Raw genomic sequence first — 18979 nt, 5'->3', positions numbered from 1 at the left:
TGAAGGCGACGGCGTGGGCGGCGGCGCCGTGCACCGACTCGGCGAGGTTGGCGAGGAAGGACTCGACGGTGCCGGAGGTGTCGGCGACCTGCTCCGCCAGCTGCTCCAGCCGGACGATCTCACGCGCCTCGGCGTCGGCCGCCGAGGCCAGCTCCGGGGGGCCGGTGAGGTCGCCGGGCAGCCCGGTGTCCACGAGGTAGGTGGTGATGCCGCTGCCGCGCAGCAGCCGACGGGCCGCCTCCGGGGCGCCCAGTTCCCGGCGCCGGGCCAGATAGAGGGCGGGTGAGCAGTGCGGTTCGAGGCCGAGCAGGGGTGGGCACCAGCGCCGTACGGCGAAGCCCGTCTGGGTGTCGAAGAGGGTGGTGCCCGACGCCGGCGGTCCCTCGGTGCGGGCCAGCTGGGCCTCGAAGGTGCCGAGGCCCAGCTCCGTCCGCAGGACGCCGTGGCAGTACTGGTCCACGAGGGACGGCGTTTCGATCATCGGGCTCCCCCGTGCGGACGCGCTGTGCTGCCTTACCCGTCCTAACGGGTGAACCGGGTGCGAGGTCGCGGATGAGCCCGGAGAGACCGGTGATGCGGCGACCGCGGGCGGTGTCCTCGGTCGCGCACCGCGTACCGTTCCCCGAGCCGCCGCGCCGTACGCGACCGCCGTTCCCCCCCGGCGCCGTACGCGCCCAGCCATTTCCCGCGCCCGGCGCCCTTCGTGCTCAGCCGTTCCCCGAGCCCCACGCGCTGAGCCATTGGCCGGACCGCCGCGCCCTACGCGCTCAACCGTTCCCGAGCCCCGAGCCCCCGCGCCCGGCGCCGTACGCGCTCAGCCATTCCCCGAGCCCCCGCGCCCCACGCGCTCAGCCGTTGGCCGGGCCGCCCAGCTGGATCCCTGCCATCCGCTGCCACTCGTACGGCCCCGTCTTCACCTTCGCCGCGAACTCGCCGTCGAAGGACTCGTGGACGGTGATGCCGGACTTCTCCACCGCCTGCTCGGCGATGGCGCAGGTGGGGGCCACCAGGTCGCCCCAGCCGCCGTCCGCGCCGACGAGGACGATGCGGGCGCCGCGCTCCCCGATGTAGGCCACGTGGCCCTCGGCCCCGCCGTGCGCCTTGGAGAAGGCGCTGATCTCCCGGGCGAGCTTGGCCGCCTTGCGCTCGGCCCTCGCGTCAACCTGCTGCGTGTCTGCCATGGCCAGGATGCTACCGACGGGTAGATCGAACGGCGACGGGAGGGGTGCGTGGCCTTGACCACGCACCCCTCCCGTCGGGTGGAACGGCCGTCAGCGCAGGAAGGGGTCCACCGCGACGGCGACGAACAGGATCGACACGTAGGTGATGGACCAGTGGAACAGCCGCATCTCCTTCAGTTTCGCGCCCATCACCTCGGCCTTCGCGCGGTTCTGCAGCCCGTGCGCCTCCCACAGCCAGAAGCCGCCGGCCGCGAGCGCGACCACCGTGTAGAACCAGCCCGTGTAGCCGAGGGGCGTCAGGAGCAGGGAGACCAGGACCATCACCCAGCTGTAGATGACGATCTGGCGGGCGACGACCTTGTTGGACGCGATGACCGGGAGCATCGGCACGCCCACGCGCGCGTAGTCCTCCCTGACCTTCATGGACAGCGGCCAGTAGTGCGGCGGCGTCCAGAAGAACATGACGAGGAAGAGGATGATCGGCGCCCAGGACATCGAGTTCGTGACCGAGGACCAGCCGATGAGCACCGGCAGGCAGCCGGCGATGCCGCCCCACACGATGTTCTGCGACGTGCGCCGCTTGAGGATCATCGTGTAGACGACCACGTAGAAAAGGAGCGCTCCGAGTGACAGCCAGGCGCTCAGCCAGTTGACGGTGAGCCCGAACAGCAGCGTCGAGACGACGGCGAGCGTGATGCCGAAGGCGAGGCACTCGCGGGGGCTGACCATGCCGGTCACCAGCGGCCGCTGCGCCGTGCGGTCCATCAGGGCGTCGATGTCCCGGTCGATGTACATGTTCAGCGCGTTGGCGCCGCCCGCGGAGAGGTAGCCGCCGACGCAGGTGAGCAGCACCAGCTTCAGGTCCGGCACGCCCTGCTGCGCCAGGAACATCACCGGAACGGTGGTGATGAGCAGCAACTCGATGATCCGCGGCTTGGTCAGAGCCACGAACGCCTTGGCACGGGCCCCGAACGGCCGGTGAACCGGGCGCTGGCTCGCACCACCGAGCGAGCCCGCTGGACGGGATTCGACGGCCGTCACGCACACCCCTGACAGAGACATCCCAGCGAGCCTCTCCGTGTGTAGTCCCGGTGAAGGTGGCTCGCGCGTACCACGCCACTTTAGACGTTGCCCATACCCCGGCCTTCGCGGGGGTCGGGTCGTGTTGGCGAACGGCTCGTACGAGATCCCGTGCCCCTCGATTGAGCAGTCGTATGAGCAGCTCCGTATTCATGTGCCAAATGCCGTGTCGGCCAGTCGGGAGGCGGATCGCGCGGAGTCCCGGCAGTCTGGAAACACTCGAAAAAACGCACGTACTTACAGGGGTAGGCTCAGCGACGGCCGGCGGGCGACCAGTGCGCCGGCGCCCGGTGGGCGTACGCCCCGAAGACCGGCGACCGACATGTGGAGAGGAGCCCTGACCCAGGGTGAGCACCAAGCCGACCACCACAGACCTTGAGTGGACCGAGCTGGATGAGCGGGCCGTGGACACCGCCCGTGTCCTGGCCGCCGACGCCGTACAGAAGGTCGGCAACGGCCATCCCGGTACGGCGATGAGCCTGGCCCCGGCCGCCTACACCCTCTTCCAGAAGGTGATGCGGCACGACCCGGCCGACCCGGAGTGGATCGGGCGCGACCGCTTCGTGCTGTCCGCCGGCCACTCGTCCCTGACCCTCTACACGCAGCTCTACCTGGCCGGCTTCGGCCTGGAGCTGGAGGACCTGAAGTCCTTCCGCACCTGGGGTTCGAAGACCCCGGGCCACCCGGAGTACGGGCACACCAAGGGTGTGGAGACCACCACCGGTCCGCTGGGCCAGGGTGTGGGCAACGCGGTGGGCATGGCGATGGCGGCCCGCTACGAGCGCGGCCTGTTCGACCCGGACGCGCCGCAGGGCGAGTCGCCCTTCGACCACTTCGTCTACTGCATCGCCGGTGACGGCTGCCTGCAGGAGGGCATCTCCGCCGAGGCGTCGTCGCTGGCCGGCCACCAGAGGCTCGGCAACCTGATCCTGCTGTGGGACGACAACCACATCTCGATCGAGGGCGACACCGAGACCGCCGTCTCCGAGGACACCGTCAAGCGCTACGAGGCCTACGGCTGGCACGTGCAGCGGGTGGAGCCCAAGGAGAACGGCGACCTGGACCCGCACGCGATCTTCGCCGCTATCCAGGAGGCCAAGCGGGTCACCGACCGCCCGTCCTTTATCGCGATGCGCTCGATCATCGCCTGGCCGGCCCCGAACGCGCAGAACACCGAGGCCGCGCACGGCTCGGCGCTCGGCGAGGACGAGGTCGCGGCCACCAAGCGCGTCCTCGGCTTCGACCCGGACAAGCACTTCCAGGTCGAGGACGAGGTGATCGCCCACACCCGGCGGGCCCTGGAGCGCGGCGCCCAGGCGAAGACCGAATGGGAGAAGTCCCTCCAGGTGTGGCGGGACAACAACCCGGAGCGTGCCGCGGAGTTCGACCGCATCAGCAAGGGTGAGCTGCCCACCGGCTGGGAGGAGAAGCTCCCGGTGTTCGAGCCGGGCAAGTCCGTCGCCACGCGGGCCGCGTCCGGCAAGGTGCTGCAGGCGCTCGGCGCGGTCATCCCCGAGCTGTGGGGCGGCTCCGCCGACCTCGCCGGCTCGAACAACACCACCATCGACAAGGACAGCTCCTTCCTCCCCGCGGACAACCCGCTGCCCGAGGCCAACCCGTACGGCCGCACGATCCACTTCGGCATCCGCGAGCACGCCATGGGCGCGGAGCTGAACGGCATCACGCTGCACGGCAACACCCGCGTCTACGGCGGCACCTTCCTGGTCTTCTCCGACTACATGCGCAACGCCGTGCGCCTGGCGGCCCTGATGCACCTGCCGGTGACGTACGTGTGGACGCACGACTCCATCGGCCTCGGCGAGGACGGCCCCACCCACCAGCCGGTCGAGCACCTGGCCTCGCTGCGGGCGATCCCGGGCCTGAACATCGTCCGCCCGGCGGACGCCAACGAGACCGCGACCGCCTGGCGCGAGATCCTCAGGCGCTACACCAAGGAGTTCGGCAAGGGCCAGCCGCACGGCCTCGCGCTCACCCGCCAGGGCGTGCCGGTGTACGAGCCCAACGAGGACGCGGCGAAGGGCGGTTACGTCCTGTTCGAGGCCGAGGGCGGTGAGCCGCAGGTCATCCTGATCGCCACCGGTTCCGAGGTGCACGTGGCCGTCGAGGCGCGCGAGCAGCTGCAGGCCGAGGGGATTCCCACCCGCGTGGTGTCCATGCCGTCGGTCGAGTGGTTCGAGCAGCAGGACCAGGGGTACCGGGACTCCGTGCTGCCGCCGTCCGTGAAGGCAAGGGTCTCTGTGGAGGCGGGCGTCGGTCTGACCTGGCACAAGTACGTCGGGGACGCCGGCCGCATCGTTTCGCTGGAGCACTTCGGTGCTTCCGCCGACGGCAAGGTGCTCTTCCGGGAGTTCGGTTTCACCGCCGAGAACGTGGCCGCCAAGGCCCGGGAATCCATCGCCGCCGCCCAGCGCTGACGCTCATATACGACACGTAGGAGATGTAATTCCATGACAGACGCACTCAAGCGCCTCTCCGACGAAGGCGTCGCGATCTGGCTGGACGACCTGTCGCGCAAGCGGATCACGTCCGGCAACCTCGCCGAGCTGATCGACCAGCAGCACGTCGTGGGCGTCACCACCAACCCGACGATCTTCCAGAAGGCGATCTCGCAGGGCGACGGCTACACCCAGCAGGTCTCGGACCTCGCCGCCCGCAAGGTCACCGTGGAAGAGGCCATCCGCATGATCACCACGGCGGACGTCCGCGACGCCGCCGACATCCTGCGCCCGGTCTTCGACGCCACCGACGGCCAGGACGGCCGGGTCTCCATCGAGGTCGACCCGCGCCTCGCGCACAACACCAGGGCGACCGTCGCCGAGGCCAAGCAGCTGGCCTGGCTGGTGGACCGCCCCAACACGCTGATCAAGATCCCGGCCACCAAGGCGGGTCTCCCGGCGATCACCGAGGTCACCGGGCTCGGCATCAGCGTCAACGTCACCCTGATCTTCTCCCTCGAGCGCTACCGCGCGGTCATGGACGCCTACCTGTCCGGCCTGGAGAAGGCGAAGGAGCGCGGCCTGGACCTGTCGCTGATCCGGTCGGTGGCGTCCTTCTTCGTGTCCCGCGTGGACACCGAGATCGACCGCCGGATCGACGAGCTGGGCACCGACGAGGCCAAGGCGCTGCGCGGCAGGGCCGGCATCGCCAACGCGCGCCTCGCCTACCAGGCGTACGAGGAGGTCTTCTCCTCCGACCGCTGGAGCGCGCTGGAGAAGGCGGGCGCCCGCAAGCAGCGCCCGCTGTGGGCCTCCACCGGTGTGAAGGACCCGTCGTACAAGGACACCATGTACGTCGAGGAGCTGGTGGCGCCGAACACGGTCAACACCATGCCGGAGGCCACGCTGGAGGCGGTCGACGACCACGGGGAGATCCGCGGCGACGCCGTCACCGGTACGTACGAGCAGGCCCGCGCCGACCTGGACGCGCTGGAGAAGCTCGGCATCTCCTACGACGACGTCGTGCAGGTGCTGGAGGACGAGGGCGTGGAGAAGTTCGCGGCGTCCTGGAACGACCTGCTGAAGTCGACCCAGGCGGAGCTCGAGCGCCTCGCCCCTTCGGAGGGCTGAGTTGTCACCCGTTTCCGGTTCCGGAGCGAACCCGCTTCGTGACCCGGCCGACCGGCGGCTCCCGCGCATCGCGGGGCCGTCGGGCCTGGTCATCTTCGGCGTCACGGGCGACCTGTCGCGCAAGAAGCTGATGCCCGCGGTGTACGACCTCGCCAACCGGGGTCTGCTGCCGCCGGGCTTCTCGCTGGTGGGCTTCGCCCGCCGCGAATGGGCGCACGAGGACTTCGCCGCCGAGGTCCACGACGCCGTCAAGGCGCACGCCCGTACGCCGTTCCGCGAGGAGGTCTGGCAGCAGCTCATCCAGGGGATGCGCTTCGTCCAGGGCACCTTCGACGACGACGACGCGTTCGAGCGGCTGCGCTCCACGATCGAGGAGTTGGACAAGGCGCAGGGCACGGGCGGCAACTTCGCCTTCTACCTGTCGGTGCCGCCGCGCTCCTTCCCCGTCGTCATCCAGCAGCTCAAGAAGCACGGGCTCGCCGATCAGACCGCGGGCTCCTGGCGGCGCGCGGTCATCGAGAAGCCGTTCGGGCACGACCTGAAGTCGGCCGAGGAGCTGAACGCGATCGTGCACGAGGTGTTCGAACCGGACCAGGTGTTCCGGATCGACCACTACCTCGGCAAGGAGACCGTCCAGAACATCCTGGCGCTGCGCTTCGCCAACCAGATGTTCGAGCCGATCTGGAACCGGTCCTTCGTGGACCACGTGCAGATCACCATGGCGGAGGACATCGGCATCGGCGGCCGGGCCGGCTACTACGACGGCATCGGCGCCGCCCGCGACGTCATCCAGAACCACCTGCTCCAGCTGATGGCGCTCACCGCCATGGAGGAGCCCGCCTCCTTCGGCGCGGACGCGCTGGCCGCGGAGAAGGAGAAGGTGCTGGGCGCGGTACGGCTGCCCAAGGACCTGGGCCGGCACACCGTGCGCGGGCAGTACGCGGCCGGCTGGCAGGGCGGCGAGAAGGTCGTCGGCTACCTCGAAGAGGAGGGCATCGACCCGAAGTCGAAGACCGACACGTACGCGGCGATCAAGCTCGGCATCGACAACCGCCGCTGGGCGGGCGTCCCCTTCTACCTGCGCACCGGCAAGCGCCTGGGCCGCCGCGTGACCGAGATCGCGGTCGTCTTCCAGCGCGCCCCCCACTCCCCCTTCGACCACACGGCGACGGAGGAGCTGGGCCAGAACGCGGTCGTCATCCGCGTCCAGCCGGACGAGGGCATCACGGTCCGCTTCGGCTCCAAGGTGCCCGGCACCTCGATGGAGATCCGGGACGTGTCGATGGACTTCGCCTACGGCGAGTCGTTCACGGAGTCGAGCCCGGAGGCGTACGAGCGGCTCATCCTGGACGTGCTGCTCGGCGACGCCAACCTCTTCCCGCGCACCGAGGAGGTCGAGCTGTCCTGGAAGATCCTCGACCCGATCGAGGAGTACTGGGACAGGCACGGCAGGCCCGCGCAGTACAAGTCGGGCACCTGGGGGCCGGCCGAGGCGGACGAGATGCTCGCACGAGACGGACGGAGCTGGCGCCGGCCATGAAGATAGACCTGACCGACACCACCGCCGGCGACATCAACAAGGCGCTCGTCGAGGGCCGCCGCGCCATCGGCACGCCCGCCGTCGGCATGGTCCTCACCCTCGTCATCGTCACCGACGAGGAGAACGCCTACGACTCCCTGAAGGCCGCCAGCGACGCCTCGCGCGAGCATCCCTCGCGCACGCTCGTGGTCATCAGGCGGGTCTCCCGCAGCCTGCGCGACCGCACCTCCTCCCGGCTGGACGCCGAGGTGCGGGTGGGGGCGGACGCGGGCACCGGCGAGACGGTGGTGCTGCGGCTGTACGGCGAGGTCGTCGAGCACGCCGACTCCGTCGTGCTGCCGCTGCTGCTGCCGGACGCGCCGGTGGTCGTGTGGTGGCCGGTGAACGCGCCGCTGGACCCGGCCAGGGACCCGCTGGGCGCCCTGGCCCAGCGCCGGGTCACGGACACCTATGCCGCCGAGCAGCCGGTGCGGGAGCTGTCGGCCCGCGCGGCGAACTACACGCCCGGCGACACCGACCTGTCCTGGACGCGGATCACGCCGTGGCGCTCGATGCTGGCGGCGGCCCTCGACCAGGTCACCTGCGAGGTGACGGCCGTCGAGGTGGAGGGCGAGGAGTTCAACCCGAGCTGCGAGCTGCTGGCGATGTGGCTCGCGGACCGGCTTCAGGTGCCGGTGCGGCGCTCGCTGTCGTCCGGACCGGGTCTGACGGCGGTCCGCATGGACACCAGTTGCGGCCCGATCACCCTGGACCGGGCGGACGGCTCGCTGGCCACCTTGTCCATCGAGGGCCAGCCGGACCGCGCGGTGGCGCTGAAGCGCCGCGAGACCGCCGAGCTGATCGCGGAGGAGCTGCGCCGGCTGGACCCCGACGACACCTACGCGGCGGCGCTGCGCTACGGCGTGGAGCGGCTGAACCCGGCTCCGGAGCAGCAGCCCGCGGCGGTCGCGGAGCCGGAACCGGTGGAGGAGGCGGCCAAGGCGCCCGCGAAGAAGGCGGCGGCCAGGACCGCGAAGAAGACCCCGGCGAGGAAGGCGGCGGCGAAGTGAGCACTCCGCAGCTGGTCGTCCACCGTGACAAGGAACTGATGGCCCAGGCCGCCGCGGCGCGCCTGATCACGAAGATCGTGGACGCGCAGGCCTCCCGGGGCACCGCGTCCGTGGTCCTCACGGGCGGCCGCAACGGCAACGGCCTGCTTGCCGCGCTGGCGGCGGCGCCGGCCCGGGACGCCGTCGACTGGGGCCGCCTCGACCTGTGGTGGGGCGACGAGCGCTATCTCCCCGAGGGCGACCCGGAACGCAATGTCACCCAGGCCCGCGAGGCGCTGCTGGACTCCGTGCCGCTGGACCCGGAGCGGGTGCACGCCATGCCGGCCTCCGACGGCCCGTACGGCGCGGACGTCGATGCGGCGGCCGAGGCGTACGCGGCGGAACTGGCGAAGGCGGCCGGGCCGGAGAACCACGGCTCGGTGCCCACCTTCGACGTCCTGATGCTGGGCGTCGGCCCGGACACCCATGTGGCCTCGCTCTTCCCGGAGTTGCCGGCCGTGCGGGAGACCGAGCGCACGGTGGTGGGCGTGCACGGCGCCCCCAAGCCGCCGCCGACCCGGATCACCCTGACTCTGCCGGCGATCCGCTCGGCCCGCGAGGTCTGGCTCCTCGCGGCCGGCGAGGACAAGGCGGAGGCCGCGGCCATCGCCCTGTCGGGCGCGGGTGAGATCCAGGCCCCGGCGGCCGGCGCGCACGGCCGCTCCCGCACCCTGTGGCTGCTTGACGCGGCGGCGGCCTCGCAGTTGCCGCGGTCGCTGTATCCACCGGCTTCGCCGTGAACCACTGAGGTCCCCCCTCACGCGGGCTTCACAGTTTCTGCACCGGATTTCCATGCATCGGTCAACTTCTGTGTAAGCTCCTGGGCGCATCATTCGCACCACTGAGGGGGGACCTCATGCGTATACGCTTCGCGTCGGCCGCCGTTGTGACGGCCGGGACGCTCGCCGCCGTCGTCGTCGCGGCCCCGGCCCAGGCCACCGAGTACTCCTCCGCCCTGAAGATCAAGGGCGTCCAGTACGACGCTCCGGGGCGGGACTCCAACAGCTGCACCACGGGCAACACCAAGAGCGAGTACGTGACGATCAAGAACTACTCGCACACCGCGACGGTGAACCTCAAGGGCTACGTGGTCCGGGACTCCACCAGCACCAACAAGTTCACCTTCACGCACAACCACTACCTCCAGCCCGGCGACTACGTGAAGCTGCGCGGCGGCAAGGGCACCGACTCGGACGCGAACAACGTCGTCTACCGCCAGAACTGCAACTTCATCTGGAACAACGACAAGGACACGATCCGCCTCTACAAGCCCTCCGGCGCCCACGCGGACACCCACGCCTACACCAAGTCCCACGACGACCGGGACGGCAACGGGTACATCACCTTCCACGGCTGAGCACAAGGGCACGGAGGCGGCCGCCTCCGTGCCCTTGCCCGTGGGGTCACTTGACCGAGCCCGCCATCACGCCCTGTACGAAGTGCCGCTGGAAGGCGAAGAACACCACGACCGGCACGATCAGGGACAGGAACGCGCCCGGGGCCAGGACGTCGATGTTGCTGCCGAACTGGCGTATCTGGGACTGGAGTTCCACGGTCAGCGGCTGGGAGGAGCTGTCCGCGAAGAGCAGGGCCACCAGCATGTCGTTCCAGACCCACAGGAACTGGAAGATGGCGAGCGAGGCGATCGCGGGCCGGCCCACCGGCAGGACCAGCTGGACGAAGATGCGCCACTCGGTGCCGCCGTCCATGCGGGCCGCCTCCAGCATCTCCTTCGGGATCTCGGCGAAGTAGTTGCGCAGGAGGAACACGGCGAACGGCAGGCCGTAGGCCACGTGGAAGAGGACGACGCCGGGGATCGTGCCGAACAGGCCCAGTGCGCCGAAGAGTTTGGCCACCGGCAGCAGGCCGATCTGCACCGGCACCACCAACAGGGCCACCACCAGCAGGAAGAGGGGTTCCCGCAGGGGGAAGTCCAGCCAGGCGAAGGCGTATCCGGCGAGGGCGGCGATGACCACGACGAGCGTGGTGGCGGGCACCGAGATCAGCACCGTGTTCCAGAAGGACTGCATCATGCCGGAGTTCTTGAGCAGCGCCGAGTAGTTGTCGAAGGACAGCTGCCCGGGGCTCGCCAGCGCCGTCCACCAGCCGCCCTTCGCGGTGTCCTGCGCCGAGCGCAGGGAGGAGAGGAACAGGCCGGCGAGCGGGGTGAGCCAGACCAGGCCGATCACCACCAGGAAGGCCTGCACCAGGCCGTTGCCCAGGCTCCGCCTGATCGCGTTCATCGCTGACTCCTTCGGAAGCGGCGGACGTTGAACACCATCGCGGGGACGACGAGAAGCAGGAGCAGGACGCCCAGGGCGCTGCCGAGGCCCTGGTTGTTGCCGCCGCCGAAGGACACGAGCCACATCTGGGTCGCGAGGACGGTGGCGTCCTCCTGCACCGGTCCGGGCGCGATGATGTAGACGAGGTCGAAGACCTTCATCACGTTGATCACGAGGGTGACGAAGACGACCGTCAGCACCGGCGCGAGCAGCGGCACGGTGATCCTGCGGAAGATCTGCCACTCGTTGGCCCCGTCCATCCGGGCCGCCTCCAGCGCGTCCCGGGGCAGCGTGGACAGGCCCGCGCCGATCAGCACCATCGCGAAGCCCGTCCAGATCCACAGGTACGCGCCGATGATCGCCGGGGTGACCAGGGCCGGCCCGAGCCAGGAGACTCCCTGGTAGGGCTGGGCGAAGTTGGACTCCGGGAGCTTCACCGTGTACGCGCCGGCGCGCAGCCCGGAGAAGCGGAAGGACCCGTCGGCCGCGGTCGTCGCGCTCGCGACCGTCGCGCCGTCCCGCACCGCCTCGACCTTCATTCCGGGCAGGCCGCTCTCCTTCGGGTCCACCTCGCCCTGCTTGCCGCCGCCGCCCGGGGTGAAGTCCAGGTAGACGACGCCCCGCAGCTCGCCGGGCGTGGCCTTCCGGCCGGCCGCCGGGTAGGCGGGCGAGGCGCTCCGGGGCAGGTCCTTGGGCAGCACGCCGACCATGGGGAGCGCGACCGAGTCGCCCGTCGAGGCGGTCGTACGCCAGGAGCCGTCGTGGTCCTGGGTCAGCAGTCCCTCGCGGCCGCGTGCCGTGGGATACGCCGATGTGCCCTTGAAGGCGTCGTGGACGGAGACCACGGCGGCGTTCAGCACGCCCTTGTGCGGGTCCTGGTCGTAGGCGAGGCGGAAGATGATGCCCGCGGCCAGGAAGGACACCGCCATCGGCATGAACAGCAGCAGCTTGAAGGCGGTGGCCCAGCGGACCTTCTCCACCAGCACGGCCAGGATCAGGCCGAGGCCGGTCAGCAGGGCGGGGGCCACGACCACCCAGATGGCGGTGTTGCGGATGGCCTTCAGGGTGGCCGGGTCGCGGAACATCTCGGTGTAGTTGTCACCGCCGACGAACCGGGTGCCGGAGGCGTCGAAGAAGCTGCGGCCGACGGAGAACAGCACCGGGTAGACGACGAGTGCGCCGAGCAGGAGCAGGGCGGGGAAGACGAAGAGCAGGGCGATCAGCCGGGCGCGCCGCCGGCCGCGGCGCCCGCGCGCCACGCCGGCGGCCCGCTGGCCCGCCTGCTCCTTCACGAGTGCGGTGGCGGTCATGGCTCCGCTCAGTTCTGGTAGGCCTTGGCCGCGGCCGCTTCCAGCTTGGCCGCGGTGCCCTTGGGGTCGGAGGGGTCGCGCAGGAAGTCCTGGAGCAGCTTCCACTCGCCGGCGCCCTTGGTGCCGCCGAAGGCCGCGGGGGCCTGGTCGGACATGTCGAAGCGGACCGTGTCGCCCGCCGCGATGAGGGACTTGGCGGTGGCGCGGGTGACGTCGTCGCCGTAACTGGCGAAGTCCAGCTTCTTGTTCGGAGACAGGAAGCCGCCCGCCTTCGCCCAGATGGCCGCCGCCTCCGGGGTGGCCAGGTACTCCAGGAGCTTCATGCCGGCCTTGGCGTTCTTGCCGGCCTTGAGGACGACGGCCGCGTCACCGCCGCTGACGACGGGCGCCGCTCCGCCGTCGACCGCGGGGAAGGGGAAGAAGTTCGCGTCCTTGCCGATGGTCTTCTTGAACTGGTCGTGCGCGACCCCGGCGACGAAGTCGCCCTCGTAGACCATGCCGGCCTCGGGCTTGGGCCCGAAGACCTTCTCCACCGAGCCGGGGAAGTCGGTGTTCAGGGCCTCCTTCTGGCCGCCCGCGATCAGCTGCTTGTCCTTGAACAGCTTGCCGAGCGTGGTGAGGGCCTTGACGACGCTCGGGTCGGTCCACTTCAGCTTGTGGGCGGCGAGGGCGTCGTACTTCTCGGGTCCGGCCTGCGAGAGGTAGATGTTCTCGAACCAGTCCGTGAGGGTCCAGCCGTCCTCGCCGCCGACGGCGAACGCCGCGAGCCCGGAGTCGGAGACGGTGTGCCCGTCCTTCAGCATCTCGTCGTACGTCTTCGGCGGCTTGACCCCGGCCTGGGCGAGGGCGTCGGGGCTGTACCAGACGGTGGACTTGTGCGCGGCCTTGAAGTAGAGGCCGTAGAGGGTGCCGTCGACGCTGCCGTAGTTCTTCCACACGTTCGCGTAGTCGGCGGTGATCGTCGCCTGCGCCGTCGGCGACAGCGGCTTCAGCCAGCCCTTCTTGGCGAACTGCTGAAGTACGCCGACCTGCGGGACCATCACGACGTCGGGCGCGTTGCCGCCCTCGATCTTGCTGCCGACGACGGTGGAGACGTTGTCGCCGGTGGAGACGAACTGGGTCTTGGCGCCGGTCTTCGCGGTGAAGGCGTCCAGCACCTTCTGGAAGTTCTGCTGCTCGCTGCCGGACCAGACGCCGGCCACGGTGACGGTCTGGCCGCTGAGCGGCTTGTCGCCGCCGCCGGCCGAGACGGGGCCGCCGCCGCAGGCGGTGGCGCCCAGGGCGAGGGCGAGCGCGGTGCAGCCGGTGAGCAGGGTGGTGCGTCGTCGCATCATCGTTGATGTCCCTTCGAGTGCTGGTGAGTGCGGGAGGTTCAGAGGTCGTTGATCCACCAGGCGGCGGTCGAGCCGGGCAGGACGCCGGGCGGGACGGGGCCGCTGGACAGCAGGGGGGTGCCGGAGACCGGCGCGGGCACGGGTGCGGTGCCGAAGTTGACGGCGCAGACCAGGCCGTCGCCGCGGGTGAAGGCGAGGACGCCCGGTGGGGTGTCCAGCCAGCGCAGCGTTCCCTCGCCCAACTGGGGCAGGGACGAGCGCAGTTGGAGGCCGTCGCGGTACAGGTGCCAGAAGGAACGGGTGTCGGCGAGGGCCCGGTCGGTGGCGTACTCGGCGAAGTACTCCGGCTGCGGCAGCCAGGGCTTGGCGCCCTCCGCGCCGGAGGTGAAGCCGAACGGGGAGGCCTGCCCGGACCAGGGCAGCGGCACCCGGCAGCCGTCGCGGATGCGGGCGCGGCTTCCCGTGCGGCGGAATATCGGGTCGGTGAGCACGTCGTCGGGCAGGTCGACGACCTCGGGCAGGCCCAGTTCCTCGCCCTGGTAGATGTACGCGGCTCCGGGCAGTGCCAGCATCAGCAGCGCGGCGGCCCGGGCGCGGGCGGCGCCGAGGCCGCTGCCCTCGGTGGCGGGTCCGCCGTAGCGGGTGACGGTGCGGACCTGGTCGTGGTTGTTGAGGACCCAGGTGACCGTGGAGCCGGTGCCGGCGATGTCCTGCATGGCCTCGGAGATGACCTTGCGGAAGGCGTCCGCGTCCCACGGCGCGCCCAGCAGGTCGAAGAAGAAGGCCTGGTGGAGTTCGTCGGCGCGGACGTACCGGGCGTGTTCGCGGGCGGTGGGCACGGAGACCTCGCCGACCAGGAGGCGTTCACGGCCGTCGCGCTCCTGGTACTCCTCGCAGATCGCGCGCCACCGCCGCCACACCTCGTGCACCTCGGGCTGGTTCCAGGCCAGCGGGTTGACCGAGTCGCGGGTGCGGGCGTCGGCCTCGGGGTCGTCGGAGTCGGGCAGCTCCGGGTGCTTGAACAGTCCGGCGGCGACGTCGATGCGGAAGCCGTCCACGCCGCGGTCCAGCCAGAATCGCAGGACGCGGTCGAACTCCGCGCCGATCTCGGGGTTGCGCCAGTTCCAGTCGGGCTGCTCGGGCGTGAACATGTGCAGGTACCACTGGCCGTCGCCGACTCGGGTCCAGGCCGGGCCGCCGAACATGGCGTGCCAGTTGTTGGGCGGCTCGGCGCCGTCCGGACCGCGGCCGTCGGCGAAGTGGAAGCGGGCCCGGGCCGGGCTGCCGGGTGCGCTGTCCAGAGCCTCGCGGAACCAGGGGTGCTCGCTGGAGCAGTGGTTGGGGACGATGTCGAGCAGCACCTTGATGCCGAGCCGTCCGGCGGCCGCCATCAGCAGGTCGAACTCGGCGAGGTCGCCGAAGAGCGGGTCCACGTCGCAGTAGTCGGCCACGTCGTAGCCGTGGTCGTGCTGCGGCGAGGGGTAGAACGGGCTCAGCCAGATGCCGTCGACGCCGAGCTTCTTCAGGTACGGCAGTCCGGCGCGGACCCCGGCGAGATCGCCGATGCCGTCGCCGGTGCTGTCGAGGAAGCTGCGGACGTACACCTGGTAGATCACCGCGTCGCGCCACCAATGATGCCTGTTCAACCCTGTGGACCTGTCTCTGAAAGCGGGGCTGTTATGCATGCATGTTAGGTAGCGGCTGCGCGAGGGTGTCAATGAAATGAACGGAAGCTACCGGGCAGTTGGCGTGTCAAATAGGGGCATTTCCTAGCACGACGAACACAGTCGTGATGGTGGCGTTACTTAACAAGTAACTATCGACGGGCGATGGCGTCGAGTTCTCGTGCCAGCCGGCGCATGGCCTGCCCGGGCGTCTCGCGGCCGTTCAGGGCGTCGTACACGATGGCCTGCACGGCCAGGCTGACCTGGTCGTAGTGTGCGCTCTTGGGGCGCGGCCTGGCGGTGATCACGGCGGTGCGCAGGGTCGGCAGATAGGGGAACTGCCGGATGAGCGAGGGGTCTTCGTACAGCGCGGCGCGCACGGGGGGCAGCGCGCCCCGGGTGAGCACCTCGCGCTGGACGCGCTCGCTGGTGAGGTAGGCGATCAGGCGCGCGGCGGAGTCCGGGTGCCGGGCATGGGTGTTGACGGCGAGGTTGGAGCCGCCGAGGACGCTCGTCCCCGGACCGTCCGGACCGGGCAGCGGCACGGCGCCGATCTTCCCGGCGACCTTGGAGCCCGGCGCGGAGGCGACGGCGTAGGCGTAGGGCCAGTTGCGCAGGAAGAGCAGCTTGCCGTCCTGGAACGCCTGTTTGGACTCCTCCTCCTTGTACGTCAGCGCCTGTTTGGGGATCCAGCCCTCGCGGATGCCGCGGGCGAGGAACCCGATGCCCTCGCGTGCGGCGGCGGAGTCGACGGTGACCCGCTTGCCCTCGCCGCCGAGGATGGTGCCGCCCGCGGAGTAGACGGCCTCGGCCGCGTTCACGGTCAGGCCCTCGTAGGGCAGGAACTGGCCCGCGTAGCCGCCGAGTCCGTACTTGGGCGCGATGGTCTTCGCGTCGTGCTCCAACTCGGCCCAGGTGCGCGGCGGCGGCACGCCCTCCTTGGCGAGGATGTCCTTGCGGTACAGGAGGAGTCCGGCATTCGTCACATACGGGACCGCGTACAGCCGCCCGTCGTACGTGGCCGTGTCCACGACCGGCGGCAGGAAGCTCTTCAGCGGGAAGCGGCTGCGGGGCAGCGGGCGGATCCAGCCGGCCGCGGCGAACTCCGAGGTCCAGTTGACGTCGATGTTGAGGACGTCGAACCGGCCCCGGTCGCCGCCGCGCAGGTCGGTGGTCATCTGCGCGTGCGTCTCGTCGGAGGAGTCCGGCAACTCGACGAGCTTGACCTTCTCCCCGGGGTGGGTGCGGTTCCAGCCCTGCAGCAGCGGGCCGAGATAGCCGGTGAGATCGCCGGCGGTGGCCAGGGTCAGCGGGCCGCGACCGCCGGACGTGCCCTCGTCGGCGTGCGCGCCGGAGGCGACGTACCCGCTCATGATCACGACGAGAACGAGAAGGCCCCTACCGGCGGCGCGCATCCACCGCATAGGTTCCTCCCTGTACACCGGCACCGCTGGCACCCTCGCCCGGGCATCAGAGGCCATGTATACCTGTTAGGTATGGGCGATACTAGGGCCTGGAGCACATTGAGCAGACAGGAGGACAGCACGAGTGCGCCTGCCCCTCCTGGCACTCCTCGCGCGCGGACCGGCCCACGGCTATGAGCTGAAGCAGGACCTTGAGCAACTGCTGGGCTCCGCGTACCCTCAGCCGAACGTCGGCCAGATCTACGTCACCCTCGGCCGCCTCGAGAAGTCGGGGCTGATCGAGGGCGAGGACGTGGCGCAGTCGAGCCGGCCCAACAAGAAGGTCTACCACCTCACCGACGCCGGGCGTGAGGCGCTGCACGCCTGGTTCGAGGAGACCGAGGACGAGCCGCGGGTGCGGGACGAGTTCTTCATGAAGCTCGCCCTCGCCCCGCAGACCGGTCTCGCCGACCAGATCGCCCTCATCAACAAGCAGCGGCGCCAGTACCTCACCACCATGCGCAACCTGTCGAAACTGGCCGCGGCCGAGAACCGGGACAACCGAATCGCCCACCTGCTGATCGAGGGCGCGATGCTGCACCTCCAGGCCGACCTCGACTGGCTGGAGCGCTGCCAGGAGGAGCTGGAGGAACTCGAGTGAGCGACGACCGTCCTCCGCTGCTGCGCGCCGAGGGCCTGGTGAAGACCCACTACGGCGAGGGCGCGCCCGCGCACGCCGTGCGCGGGGTCGACCTGAGCGTGGCCCGCGGCGAGTTCGTGGCGATCACCGGCCCCTCCGGCGCCGGGAAGTCGACGCTGCTGCACCTGCTCGGCGGGCTCCAGCGGCCGGACCAGGGCAGCATCTGGCTGGACGGCCGGTGCACCGACTCCTTCACCGAGGCGCGCTGGGCGGTGGAGCGTCGCAAGGCCATCGGGATCGTCTTCCAGTTCTTCAACCTGGTGTCCAACCTGTCCGTCGCCGACAACGTGGAGCTGCCCGCCCTGCTGGCCGGCGCCCCGCCGAAGAAGGCCCGCGCCGAACGCGAGGCCCTCCTCGCCGAGCTGGGCCTGGAGGGCAAGGAGCGCAGCATGCCGGGCGAGCTGTCCGGCGGCGAACAGCAACGCGTCGCGCTGGCCCGGGCCCTGGTCAACCATCCGCCGCTGCTGCTGGCCGACGAGCCCGCCGGCAGCCTGGACAGCAAGGGCACCCGCGAGGTGATGCGGCTGCTCTCCCGCTTCCACGCGCGCGGTCAGAGCATCGTCCTCGTGACCCACGACGCCCGCCTGGCGAGCGCCGCGGACCGGGTGATCAGCTTCTTCGACGGCCGGATAGCCGACGACGCCGTGCTCGACGGCGCACCGCCGTCCCGGCGCGGCGGCATCTCCGGTGTGCTGGAGCTGAGGGACTGACCGTGCTGGATCTCAGGGACGTGCGGGCCACCCTGCGCTGGGCACACTCCGACCTGCGCACCCACCGCGGCGAGGCGCTGTTCCTGGTGCTGGCCACGGCCGGCATCGTCGCCTCGCTGCTGCTGGCCACCGCCCTGTTCGGCTACGCCACCAACCCCTGGGAGCGGACCTTCGCCGAGGTGCGCGGCGCGCACGTGTGGATCCACACCGTGCCCTCGGCGGACCCGCGCAAGCTCGCCCACCTGGACGGCGTCGAGTCCGTCGTCGGCCCCTACCCGACCGAGGCCACCACCGTCTCCTCCCGCGGTACCCGCGCCTCCGTGGAACTGCGCGGCATCCCCAAGCTGCCCTCCATCGGCCGCCCGCTGCTCACCGCCGGACACTGGCTGGACGCGGCCGAGCCGAACGGTGTGGTGCTGGAGAGCGGCCTCGCCCGCGCCCTGCTGGCCGAGCCCGGGGACACCCTCACGCTGCCCGGCACGGCCCGCACCCTGACCGTCGAGGGCATCGCGGACACCGCCGAGCCGACCTACAGCCCGGGCGAGCAGCCGGGGCTGATCTGGGCGCTGCCGTCCGCGGTACGGGCGCCCCGCGGCCAGGTGATCGGGCTGCGCCTCACCGACCCTGGCGACACCGACTACGCGGTGCAGCGCGCCGTCACCGTGCTGGGCGCCGGCGCGGTCGGCGAGGTGTCCACCTGGCAGCAGGCGCGCGCCGCCGCACAGGGCGACAACCGACTGCTGGGCCAGGTGCTCGGCCTGTTCGGGCTGGGCGCCCTGATCGCCGCCGGGTTCGCCGTGCACGGGGCGATCGCCACCCGCATCCGCGGCCATCTGCGGGACCTGTCGGTGCTGAAGGCGATCGGCTTCACGCCCGGCCAGGTGGTGCGGATCTTCCTGCTCCAGCATCTCGCCTACGCGCTGCTCGGCGCCCTCGCCGCGGCGGCGCTCACCGACGCGCTGGGCAGCGCGATCCCCGGGCGGCTCGGCGACGCCGTCAGGGTGTGGCAGGGGCTGCCGGGACACGCCGTGTCGCTGTGCGTGGTGCCCGTGGGCGCGGTGCTGTTCATCGGGCTGACCACGGGCCTGGCGGCGTGGCGG

General features: G+C 70.7%; 16 protein-coding genes and 1 pseudogene. 9 read left to right on the top strand and 8 right to left on the bottom strand.

Annotated elements, in window-relative coordinates:
* The 3 genes and pseudogenes from ACLU3S_RS27430 to ACLU3S_RS27420 form a co-directional block, all read right to left on the bottom strand.
* Nucleotides 1–481, bottom strand: a pseudogene (locus ACLU3S_RS27430) (amidohydrolase); the annotation flags it as partial.
* A 367-nt stretch (nucleotides 482–848) separates the two neighbouring features.
* Nucleotides 849–1181 carry a hypothetical protein gene (locus ACLU3S_RS27425; RefSeq protein WP_413954631.1) on the bottom strand — a complete coding sequence of 111 codons (333 nt, stop codon included), beginning with the start codon at nucleotides 1179–1181 and terminating at the stop codon, nucleotides 849–851.
* A 90-nt stretch (nucleotides 1182–1271) separates the two neighbouring features.
* On the bottom strand, nucleotides 1272–2228 hold the full coding sequence (locus tag ACLU3S_RS27420) for a heme o synthase (RefSeq protein ID WP_413954633.1): 957 nt from the start codon (nucleotides 2226–2228) through the stop codon (nucleotides 1272–1274).
* A 380-nt stretch (nucleotides 2229–2608) separates the two neighbouring features.
* On the opposite strand from ACLU3S_RS27420, the gene tkt reads away from it, so the two are divergent.
* The 6 genes from tkt (at nucleotide 2609) to ACLU3S_RS27390 (ending at nucleotide 9833) form a co-directional block, all read left to right on the top strand.
* Nucleotides 2609–4696: a transketolase gene (tkt, locus tag ACLU3S_RS27415; protein WP_413954630.1), complete on the top strand. Its 2088-nt coding sequence runs from the start codon at nucleotides 2609–2611 to the stop codon at nucleotides 4694–4696.
* A 33-nt stretch (nucleotides 4697–4729) separates the two neighbouring features.
* Nucleotides 4730–5848 (top strand): transaldolase, encoded by a 1119-nt coding sequence (tal, locus tag ACLU3S_RS27410; protein ID WP_413954629.1) that lies wholly within the window; start codon nucleotides 4730–4732, stop codon nucleotides 5846–5848.
* Nucleotide 5849: 1 nt separating this feature from the next.
* On the top strand, nucleotides 5850–7388 hold the full coding sequence (gene zwf, locus ACLU3S_RS27405) for a glucose-6-phosphate dehydrogenase (RefSeq protein ID WP_413954628.1): 1539 nt from the start codon (nucleotides 5850–5852) through the stop codon (nucleotides 7386–7388).
* Nucleotides 7385–8437: a glucose-6-phosphate dehydrogenase assembly protein OpcA gene (opcA, locus tag ACLU3S_RS27400; RefSeq protein ID WP_413954627.1), complete on the top strand. Its 1053-nt coding sequence runs from the start codon at nucleotides 7385–7387 to the stop codon at nucleotides 8435–8437. Before zwf ends, opcA begins: the two co-directional genes overlap by 4 nt.
* Nucleotides 8434–9216 carry a 6-phosphogluconolactonase gene (gene pgl / locus ACLU3S_RS27395; protein ID WP_413954626.1) on the top strand — a complete coding sequence of 261 codons (783 nt, stop codon included), beginning with the start codon at nucleotides 8434–8436 and terminating at the stop codon, nucleotides 9214–9216. The genes opcA and pgl overlap by 4 nt, the downstream gene beginning before the upstream one ends.
* 116 nt (nucleotides 9217–9332) lie before the next feature.
* Complete coding sequence (locus ACLU3S_RS27390; protein WP_413954625.1) at nucleotides 9333–9833, top strand: lamin tail domain-containing protein; 501 nt, start codon at nucleotides 9333–9335, stop codon at nucleotides 9831–9833.
* Between the two features lie 46 nt (nucleotides 9834–9879).
* Here the strand turns inward: ACLU3S_RS27390 and ACLU3S_RS27385 are convergent, their stop codons facing one another.
* The 5 genes from ACLU3S_RS27385 to ACLU3S_RS27365 form a co-directional block, all read right to left on the bottom strand.
* Nucleotides 9880–10719: a carbohydrate ABC transporter permease gene (locus tag ACLU3S_RS27385; protein WP_413954624.1), complete on the bottom strand. Its 840-nt coding sequence runs from the start codon at nucleotides 10717–10719 to the stop codon at nucleotides 9880–9882.
* On the bottom strand, nucleotides 10716–12068 hold the full coding sequence (locus tag ACLU3S_RS27380) for a carbohydrate ABC transporter permease (protein ID WP_413954623.1): 1353 nt from the start codon (nucleotides 12066–12068) through the stop codon (nucleotides 10716–10718). The genes ACLU3S_RS27385 and ACLU3S_RS27380 overlap by 4 nt, the downstream gene beginning before the upstream one ends.
* An 8-nt stretch (nucleotides 12069–12076) precedes the next feature.
* Nucleotides 12077–13402: an ABC transporter substrate-binding protein gene (locus ACLU3S_RS27375; protein WP_413954622.1), complete on the bottom strand. Its 1326-nt coding sequence runs from the start codon at nucleotides 13400–13402 to the stop codon at nucleotides 12077–12079.
* A 38-nt stretch (nucleotides 13403–13440) separates the two neighbouring features.
* Nucleotides 13441–15087, bottom strand: coding sequence for a glycoside hydrolase family 13 protein (locus ACLU3S_RS27370; protein ID WP_413954621.1), 1647 nt, complete (start codon nucleotides 15085–15087; stop codon nucleotides 13441–13443).
* Between the two features lie 131 nt (nucleotides 15088–15218).
* Nucleotides 15219–16490 carry an ABC transporter substrate-binding protein gene (locus ACLU3S_RS27365; protein ID WP_413954620.1) on the bottom strand — a complete coding sequence of 424 codons (1272 nt, stop codon included), beginning with the start codon at nucleotides 16488–16490 and terminating at the stop codon, nucleotides 15219–15221.
* 124 nt (nucleotides 16491–16614) lie between these two features.
* Between ACLU3S_RS27365 and ACLU3S_RS27360 the strand changes: the two genes are divergently transcribed.
* The 3 genes from ACLU3S_RS27360 to ACLU3S_RS27350 form a co-directional block, all read left to right on the top strand.
* Nucleotides 16615–17130: a PadR family transcriptional regulator gene (locus ACLU3S_RS27360; protein WP_413954619.1), complete on the top strand. Its 516-nt coding sequence runs from the start codon at nucleotides 16615–16617 to the stop codon at nucleotides 17128–17130.
* A complete protein-coding gene (locus tag ACLU3S_RS27355; RefSeq protein ID WP_413954618.1) occupies nucleotides 17127–17879 on the top strand; it encodes an ABC transporter ATP-binding protein in 753 nt (250 codons plus the stop codon). The genes ACLU3S_RS27360 and ACLU3S_RS27355 overlap by 4 nt, the downstream gene beginning before the upstream one ends.
* 20 nt (nucleotides 17880–17899) lie before the next feature.
* Nucleotides 17900–18979, top strand: a 1080-nt coding sequence (locus ACLU3S_RS27350; RefSeq protein WP_413954632.1) for an ABC transporter permease, incomplete at its 3' end; no start/stop codon positions are given.

Source organism: Streptomyces sp. AF1A, assembly GCF_047340315.1.
Lineage (GTDB): Bacteria > Actinomycetota > Actinomycetes > Streptomycetales > Streptomycetaceae > Streptomyces.
Note: the sequence above shows the minus strand (reverse complement) of the source record. Positions and strands in the feature narration are given on the sequence as shown.

What these genes read in the sequence shown, in the direction of transcription:
- ACLU3S_RS27380 (WP_413954623.1), bottom strand. Translation starts at nt 12,068, where the DNA reads ATGACCGCCACCGCACTCGTGAAGGAGCAGGCGGGCCAGCGGGCCGCC.
- ACLU3S_RS27370 (WP_413954621.1), bottom strand. Translation starts at nt 15,087, where the DNA reads ATGCATAACAGCCCCGCTTTCAGAGACAGGTCCACAGGGTTGAACAGG.
- ACLU3S_RS27390 (WP_413954625.1), top strand. Translation starts at nt 9,333, where the DNA reads ATGCGTATACGCTTCGCGTCGGCCGCCGTTGTGACGGCCGGGACGCTC.
- ACLU3S_RS27385 (WP_413954624.1), bottom strand. Translation starts at nt 10,719, where the DNA reads ATGAACGCGATCAGGCGGAGCCTGGGCAACGGCCTGGTGCAGGCCTTC.
- ACLU3S_RS27425 (WP_413954631.1), bottom strand. Translation starts at nt 1,181, where the DNA reads ATGGCAGACACGCAGCAGGTTGACGCGAGGGCCGAGCGCAAGGCGGCC.
- opcA (WP_413954627.1), top strand. Translation starts at nt 7,385, where the DNA reads ATGAAGATAGACCTGACCGACACCACCGCCGGCGACATCAACAAGGCG.
- ACLU3S_RS27365 (WP_413954620.1), bottom strand. Translation starts at nt 16,490, where the DNA reads ATGCGGTGGATGCGCGCCGCCGGTAGGGGCCTTCTCGTTCTCGTCGTG.
- tal (WP_413954629.1), top strand. Translation starts at nt 4,730, where the DNA reads ATGACAGACGCACTCAAGCGCCTCTCCGACGAAGGCGTCGCGATCTGG.
- ACLU3S_RS27375 (WP_413954622.1), bottom strand. Translation starts at nt 13,402, where the DNA reads ATGATGCGACGACGCACCACCCTGCTCACCGGCTGCACCGCGCTCGCC.